Raw genomic sequence first — 7,470 nt, 5'->3', positions numbered from 1 at the left:
GTGCACGGCGCTGGCCGGCGCGGACCGGCCGCGCTGGCCGACGGTGAGCAGGCGCTGCTGGCTCGGCTGCGGGCCGGCATCGCCGCCCTGCCGCACGTGGTGGAGCTGCACACCTTCGGCCCGGACGCGCCCCGGGTCGGGATCGTCTCGTTCGTGGTCGCCGGGTGGGACTCCGCGGAGGTGGCCGCCCGGCTGGCCGCGGAGCACCGCATCGGCGTACGCGACGGGTTGTTCTGTGCCCACCCGCTGGCTCGGCGACTGCTCGCCGAGGCGGCGGGGCGCAGCGGCCGACGGGACCTGCCGTCCACCGCGCTGCGCGCCAGCATCGGCCTGGGCAGCAGCGTCGACCAGGTGGACCGGCTGCTCGCGGCGCTCGCCGAACTGGGGTGAGCCGGGCGGCGGTGTTCACCCCACGGGCGGGGCGGTCGGCGGTTTCGGCGCCTCGCCCGGATCGGCCGTCTCACCGACGGGCCGCTCCTGCTCCCCGAAGGCGGTGCGGATCCAGCGGTTCGCCTCCTCCTGCTCGACTCCGGAGGCCACCAGCAGGTCACTGGCGGTGGTCCGGATCTGGGCGATGACCACGCTGCCGGAGAAGCCGACCCCCTCGCCGTACGCCCGGCCGGCCTCGCTGACCGCGCGCAGCGACCGCTCCCGGGCCTTCTCCGGCGCCTCGCCCGCGGCGAACTCGTGCTTGAGCAGCCGGACCGACTCGGCGAGGTGACCGATGGCGTCCGGCATCGGGTCGGGCACCGGTTCCTCGTCCTCGATCAGGGTGACGGACCGGCGGACCAGCGTGCCGGTGTTGCGCATCGCCCGGTCGATCGGGTCGGCCGCCTCCGCGTAGTGGGTCAGTTCGTCGCGGCGGTGCCAGCGGGCCGGGGACAGCGTGGCGGTCTCCTTGGCCCCCTCGATCGCCTCGGCCAGCGTGGCCAGTTCCTCCTTGTTGTTGCGCAGCCGTTCCAGCGCCCGCTGGACGCCCGCGCGGTCCCGGTTGCGCAATCCGTCCGCGGTGACGTCGAGCTGGGCGGCGAGCAGGTCCAGGGCCGGCCGGGCGGCCCGGTTGATCACCCGGAGCGGATTCAGCGGCAGCAGCAGCGCCGTCACCAGCAGCGCGATCCCGCCGCCGAGGAACGCGTCGACGAAGCGGGGGATCTCCAGGTTCTGGGTCGACGGGCTCAGCGTGACGATCAGCACCGCCGTGGCCGCCGCCTGGATGACGATGGCGACGCTCGCCCCGGCGAAGATCGTGAACAGGATCGCCACGGTGACCACCAGGCCGAGCTGCCAGGCCCCGGTGCCCAGCAGGTAGATCAGGAAGTCACCGATGGCCACCCCGATCCCGACGCCGACGATCAGTTCCACGGTCCGGCGGAACCGCTGGCCGACCGACGCGGCCAGGGTGCCGACCGCGGAGATCGGCGCGAAGACCGGCTGCGGGTTGCCGAGCACCTTGTGCGAGATCAGGTACGCCAGCCCGGCCGCGAGCCCGGCCTGCACGGCCAGTCCGCCGGCCATCCGCACCCGGTGCAGGCGGTCGTGCAGGGTGGCCCGGCCGCGATGGCGCAACTGCTCGGTGGCCTCGGCGATCCGGGCACCGTCGACGTCCACCAGCCCTTCGCGCAGCGCGGTACGCCGCACCATCGGAGGTCGCTTGTCCCGGGCCACGGCCATGGGCGCGACTACCCGTGGCAGGACCGCTGAATCCTCCCGTCCCGCGCGTCGCGTGCCGATGCGGCAGACTCGGGCGGTGATCGACCTGCTGGACCGGTGGCGGGCGGCGGCCCGGGATGCCGGCGCGCGGCCGGAACCGGACGTGACCCGGGCCGGCGAGCAGCTGCTCGCCCGGTGGCGGGAGCCGCACCGGCACTACCACACGGTTGCCCACCTGAGCGCCGTACTCGACGTGGTGGACCGGCACGCCGACCTGGCCGGCCGGGTCGACCTGGTCCGGCTCGCCGCCTGGTGCCACGACGCGGTCTACGACCCCCGGGCCACTGGAGACGCCAACGAACGGGACAGCGCCGCGCTGGCCACACGCGTGCTCACCGGGCTCGGCGTGCCGGCGGCCGCGGCGGCCGAGGTGCGCCGCCTGGTGCTGCTCACCGCCGGGCACGCGGTGACACCCGGGGACCGCGACGGCGCACTGCTCTGCGACGCGGATCTCGCCGTGCTGGCCGCGCCGCCGCAGACGTACGACCGCTACGCGGCGGCCATCCGCCGGGAGTACGCGCACGTGCCGGAGGCGGCCTTCCGGGCCGGACGGGCGGCGGTGTTGACCAATCTGCTGGCGTTGCCCGCGCTGTTCCGATTGCCGCCGCTGGCCAGTCGGTGGGAACGGCCGGCCCGGGACAACCTGCGCCGCGAGCTGGCCGCGCTCACCGACTCACCGGTGGAGACGGGCTGACCAGGTGCTTCGGGCGACGCAGACCGGCGTCGCGGAGCAACCGGACCAGCTCCCGGCTCGGCACCACCCGGGCACCGAGCCACACCGCCGCCGCGAACCGGTCGGCCGGAATGTCGTAGTGGTCACGGTCGAAGCCGCGCCGGGGCGCGCCCAACGCCTCCGCGAAGGCGTGCAGCTCGGCGTACGAGACGTCGCTGATCAGGTGTGACCAGAGCCGACCGCGCCACGGCCAGGCAGGCCGGTCCAGGTAGAGCATGCCGCCCAAGCTATCCCGCTCAGTGGATCATGTTGATGATCGGCGGCCGGCGACCTAGCCTCGGCTGCATGGCCCCCACCGGACTCCTCGACGACCTGCGCACCGCGCTCGGCGAGAACGCCGTGCTCACCGACCCGGACCTGCTGCGGATGCACCAGCGGGACGAGGCGGACCTCTGCGCCGCCGGCACCCCGCTGGTGGTGACCCGCCCCCGCAGCACCGAGCAGGTGGTCGCGGTCGTCCGGGCGGCGGCTCGACACGGCGTACCGGTGGTGCCGCAGGGCGCGCGGACCGGGCTGGCCGGCGCGGCGAACGCGGTGGACGGCGCGGTGGTGCTCAGCACCGTCGCGATGGACGAGATCCGCGAGATCGACCCGGTGAGCCGGATCGCGGTGGTCCAGCCGGGGGTGGTCAACGCGACGCTTGCCGGGGCGGTGGCCAAGCAGGGGCTGTGGTATCCGCCGGACCCCGGCTCGTGGGAGTCGTCCACGATCGGCGGCAACGTGTCCACCAACGCCGGTGGCATGTGCTGCGTCAAGTACGGCGTGACCACCGAGTACGTGCTCGGCCTGGAGGTCGTGCTCGCCTCCGGTGAGTGCTGCGCACCGGCCGGCGTACCGCGAAGGGCGTGGCCGGCTACGACCTGACCCGGCTCTTCGTCGGCTCGGAGGGCACCCTCGGGGTGATCACCGAGGTGACCGTGGCGTTGCGGCCCGCCCCGGCCCAGTCGCTGACCATGGTGGCGGTCTTCCCGTCCACGGCGGCGGCCGGCGCCGCGGTGGCCGAGATCGCCGCCCGAGGGCTGACACCCAGCCTGCTGGAACTGCTGGACCAGACCCACCTGCGGGCGATCGAGGCGTACCAGCCGATGGGGCTGCGGACCGACGCGCAGGCCCTGCTCCTGGCCGCCGCGGACACCGGTACCCGGGCGGCGGACGACCTGGCCGACCTGGCCCAGGTGTGCGAGTCGGCCGGCGCCGACGAGGTCTACGCGGCCACCGACGCGGTGGAGGCGGCGGCGCTGTTGCAGGCGCGGCGGCTGGCCCACCCGGCGATGGAGAAGTTCGCCGCCGACGCCTACCCGGGCGGCAACGGCGGCCTGGTGATCGACGACGTGGCGGTGCCGCGCGGCTCGCTCGCCGCGCTGCTGGACGGTGTGGCCCGGATCGCGGCGGAGTGCGACGTGCCGATCGGCGTGGTGGGGCACGCCGGGGACGGCAACATGCACCCGAACATCGTGGTCGACCGGGCCGACCCGGCGAGCCTGGAACGGGGCCGGCGGGCGTTCGACGAGATCATGCGGCTCGGCCTGGACCTGGGCGGCACCTGCACCGGCGAGCACGGAGTGGGGCTGCTCAAGCGGGACTGGCTGGCCCGGGAGATCGGGCCGGTCGGCGTCCGGGTGCACCAGGCGATCAAGTCGGCGCTCGACCCGGCCGGTCTGCTCAACCCGGGCAAGGTGCTCTGACCCGGCTCGGAATCAGCCCTTGACCTCGGCCGGGGTCGCCTGGGTGAGCAGCAGCAGGATCTCCCCGGCGACCACCGGTCGTTCCTCGCCCGGGCAGTCCTGCGAGGTGATCAGCCCTGCGGAGGTGAGCAGGCTGGAGGTCAGCGCGTCGATGCAGGTGGCCCGGTACCGCCGGGCCTGGTCGGTCTCCTGGGCCAGCCTCGGGTCGGCGAGCAGCACCTGGAGCCGTTCGGTCTGCTCGGGGGCGAGCGTGCCACGGGAGGTGACCCCGTCGCCGGCGCAGTCCAGGCACTGCCACGCGCCGTTGCGCTCCACGCTGAGGGTGCGCAGCGGGCCGTCGGTGCCGAGCCGCTGGAGCAGGCTGACCTGTCCCGCCGCGACGGTGGTGGGGATCTCGGGCAGCGGCCCGCCGGCGCCGAGCCCACCGGTGGTTGTGCCTGCGGTGTCTCACCGGCGTCCCGGCCGATAGGCGAGCATCCGGTCAGCGCCACGGCGAGTGCCGCAGCGAACAGGGGGGCGAGCAGACGGGGGCGCGCGCGGTACAGCACGCGCGGAAACCTACCCCACCGTAGGTAGCGTCCGAAACCACCATCCGGGTCGGTATCGATGGTTACCCATCGGTAACGTCACTATTCGGTCATCGGGCGGCCGGGCGCACCGCGGCCTGGTCGTCGTCGCCACCACGGTCGGCCGCGTAACCCCGGACATCCGGGGCACCGAGCCGGGCCGCGTCCGCCGCCGCGTCGTCCGGCATCAGCTGCGACTGCCGCTCCGCCTCCACCCGGGCGCGGTAGTGCTCCACCTCGCGGACCCGGACGTCCTCGTCCCAGCCGAGCACCGCACCCATCAGCTCGGCGGCGTGCTCCGCCGACTCCAGGCCCCGATGGCTGGTCTCGAAGGAGATCCGGGTCCGCCGGGTCAGCACGTCCTCCAGATGCAACGCGCCCTCGGCCCGCGCCGCGTACGCGACCTCCGCCGCCAGGTACTCCGGAGCGCCGGCCAGCGGGGAGGCCAGCAGCGGATCGGCGTCGATCAGCGCCAACAGGTCCAGGGTGAGGGTGCCGTACCGCTCCAGCAGGTGCTCCACCACCCCCACCGGCACGCCGTGCCGGCGGGCCAGGTCGGCCCGGTCCCGCCACATGGCCGGGTACCCGTCGGCGCCCAGCAACGGCAGGTCGGCGGTACGCGACGGGCGGGCGCCGCCCAGCCGCCGGGCGGCCCGGTCGACCACGTCCGAGGCCATCACCCGGTACGTCGTGTACTTGCCACCGGCGACGAGCAGCAAGCCGAGCATCGGCTCGAAGACGGCGTGCTCGCGCGACAGCTTCGAGGTGGAGTCGGCCTCACCGGCCAGCAGCGGCCGCAGCCCGGCGTAGACGCCCTCGATGTCGGCGGTGGTCAGCGGCCGGTCCAGCACGGTGTTGACCTGCTGCAACAGGTAGTCGATGTCGCGGGCCGAAGCCGCCGGGTGGGACCGGTCCAGCCGCCAGTCGGTGTCCGTCGTACCGATGATCCAGTGCCCGCCCCACGGGATGACGAAGAGCACCGAACTGGCCGTACGCAGGATGAGCCCGGTCTCGCCGGTGATCGCCGAGCGGGGCACCACCAGGTGCACCCCCTTCGACGCGCGCACCCGGACGCCGGGGCGCAGGCCCACGTCGTTGAGCATCCGGGACATGTCGTCGCTCCACACACCGGTGGCGGCGATGACGGTACGGGCCTGCACCTCGAACTCGGCGTCCGGTGAGCCGGCCGGCGCCTCCAGGTCGCGGACCCGGACACCGGTCACCTCCCGCGCCTGCCGGATCAGCCCCACCGCCCGCGCGCTGCTCACCACGGTGGCACCGAGGCTGGCCGCCGTGCGGGCCAGGGTGACCACCAGCCGGGCGTCGTCGACCTGGCCGTCGTAGTAGCGGATCGCTCCGGCCAGCGCGTCGGCCCGCAGGCTCGGGAAGATCCGCCGGGCCCCCTCGCGGGTCAGGTGCCGGTGCAGCGGCATTCCCCGGCCACCGTTGAAGACCCCGGCGAAGGCGTCGTAGGCGGCCACGCCGGCGCCGTAGTACGAGCGGCGGAAGAGCCGGGCGGGCAGATCCCGCAGGCCCCGACCGGCCGGCAGCGGCACCAGGAACGGCACCGGGCGGACCAGGTGCGGCGCGAGGCGGGTGGCCAGCAGGCCGCGCTCGGTGAGCGCCTCGTGGACCAGGTGGAACTCCAACTGCTCCAGGTAGCGCAGGCCGCCGTGGATCAGCTTGCTGGAGCGGCTGGAGGTGCCGGCGGCGAGGTCCCGCGCCTCCACCAGAGCCACCTTCAGCCCCCGGGACGCCGCGTCCAGCGCCGCGCCGGCACCGGTCACCCCGCCCCCGATGACCAACACGTCGAAGCGCTCCGCGCGCAGTCGACGCAGGTCGGCGGCACGGCGGACCGGCGACAGCTGCCCGGCGACGGATCGGGAGATACTGGGGTCTCGCACCCATCCACCGTATCCGCCCTGGGCAGCGTGCCGACATGCGCCGCCCGCCCCGTACTGTGCGAGTCATGCAGGTCGGCTCTCCGTCACCCGCTGGTCAACCGCTGGCTCACCAGCCGCCACCGGGCCGGGCCAACCCGTGGGCGGTGGTCGCGGCCGTGCTGGTCGGCTTCTGGACCGTCGGGGTCACCGTGGCCACCCAGACCGGTGGTTGGGTCACGGATCAGGTGCTGCTGGGCTTCGGACGGGACCGGGTCGGCTGGCTCTGGCCGGTGCTGGCCCTCGCCACCGTCGTCCTGGTCGGCACGCCCGCGTTGCTGCTGACCGTGCTGCCCCGGTCGGCCCCGGTGCGGGCCACCGGACGGGTGTGGCTCGCCGCCGCTCTCGCGCTCGGGGTGCTCACTCTGCCGCGTCTCGTGCCGCAGGTGCACCACGAGGCGTACCTCGTCACGCTGGCCGCCGTGGCGGCGCTCGCCGCACTCACCGTGCGCTGGTCGGCGCGACGCTCGGGCGTACCGGGCAGCACCGCCGCGCCGTACGCCTCCGCCGCGCCGCCGGCCGCAGCCGTGGACGGTCCGGAGCCGGCCGGACCACGGTCCCGCCGACCCGGTGCCGTGCCACTGCTCGCGGTCGCCGCCGGGCTGGCGCTGCTGCTGCCCTGGGCCTGGTTGGGCGCGCTCGGCGGGCTGTTGGAGACCGTGCTGGCGCTGGCGGCGGCCACCGCGATCGGCACGCTGGCCGCGGACGCTGCTCGACGCGGCCTTCTGGGCCTGCTTCCGCGGCTCGTTCTCCAGCCGGTGGTAGAGCGTCACCGAGTCCAGGGTGGGCTGCCGGGACACACCGCTGAACACCGCCCGGCCAACGGCGACGTCCCC

The 7,470-nt window shown here is 74.7% G+C and carries 5 protein-coding genes and 3 pseudogenes; 4 read left to right on the top strand and 4 right to left on the bottom strand.

Annotated elements, in window-relative coordinates; translation table 11 throughout:
- Window positions 1-390, top strand: a pseudogene (locus JNW91_RS27700) (aminotransferase class V-fold PLP-dependent enzyme); the annotation flags it as partial.
- A 15-nt stretch (window positions 391-405) separates the two neighbouring features.
- Here JNW91_RS27700 and JNW91_RS27695 read toward each other — a convergent pair.
- Complete coding sequence (locus JNW91_RS27695; protein ID WP_203178377.1) at window positions 406-1,641, bottom strand: FUSC family protein; 1,236 nt, start codon at window positions 1,639-1,641, stop codon at window positions 406-408.
- A 106-nt stretch (window positions 1,642-1,747) separates the two neighbouring features.
- Between JNW91_RS27695 and JNW91_RS27690 the strand changes: the two genes are divergently transcribed.
- Window positions 1,748-2,404: an HD domain-containing protein gene (locus tag JNW91_RS27690; protein ID WP_309244502.1), complete on the top strand. Its 657-nt coding sequence runs from the start codon at window positions 1,748-1,750 to the stop codon at window positions 2,402-2,404.
- Here the strand turns inward: JNW91_RS27690 and JNW91_RS27685 are convergent.
- The gene (locus JNW91_RS27685; RefSeq protein WP_203178375.1) at window positions 2,376-2,660 is read right to left on the bottom strand and encodes a DUF4031 domain-containing protein; all 285 of its coding nucleotides are present in this window, start codon (window positions 2,658-2,660) and stop codon (window positions 2,376-2,378) included. The two genes, JNW91_RS27690 and JNW91_RS27685, sit on opposite strands and share 29 nt — an antisense overlap.
- 68 nt (window positions 2,661-2,728) lie before the next feature.
- Here JNW91_RS27685 and JNW91_RS27680 point away from each other — a divergent pair.
- Window positions 2,729-4,128: pseudogene (locus JNW91_RS27680) on the top strand (FAD-binding oxidoreductase).
- A gap of 12 nt (window positions 4,129-4,140) precedes the next feature.
- Here the strand turns inward: JNW91_RS27680 and JNW91_RS27675 are convergent.
- The gene (locus JNW91_RS27675; RefSeq protein WP_203178374.1) at window positions 4,141-4,443 is read right to left on the bottom strand and encodes a hypothetical protein; all 303 of its coding nucleotides are present in this window, start codon (window positions 4,441-4,443) and stop codon (window positions 4,141-4,143) included.
- Between the two features lie 322 nt (window positions 4,444-4,765).
- Window positions 4,766-6,583: a glycerol-3-phosphate dehydrogenase/oxidase gene (locus JNW91_RS27670; protein WP_203178378.1), complete on the bottom strand. Its 1,818-nt coding sequence runs from the start codon at window positions 6,581-6,583 to the stop codon at window positions 4,766-4,768.
- 80 nt (window positions 6,584-6,663) lie between these two features.
- Between JNW91_RS27670 and JNW91_RS27665 the strand changes: the two are divergent.
- Window positions 6,664-7,470 (top strand): annotated as a pseudogene (locus JNW91_RS27665) (hypothetical protein); the annotation flags it as partial.

The organism is Micromonospora parastrephiae (assembly GCF_016802865.1).
GTDB lineage: Bacteria > Actinomycetota > Actinomycetes > Mycobacteriales > Micromonosporaceae > Micromonospora > Micromonospora parastrephiae.
The sequence above is the reverse complement of the archived record's forward strand: the minus strand, read 5'-3'. Positions and strand labels throughout refer to the sequence as shown.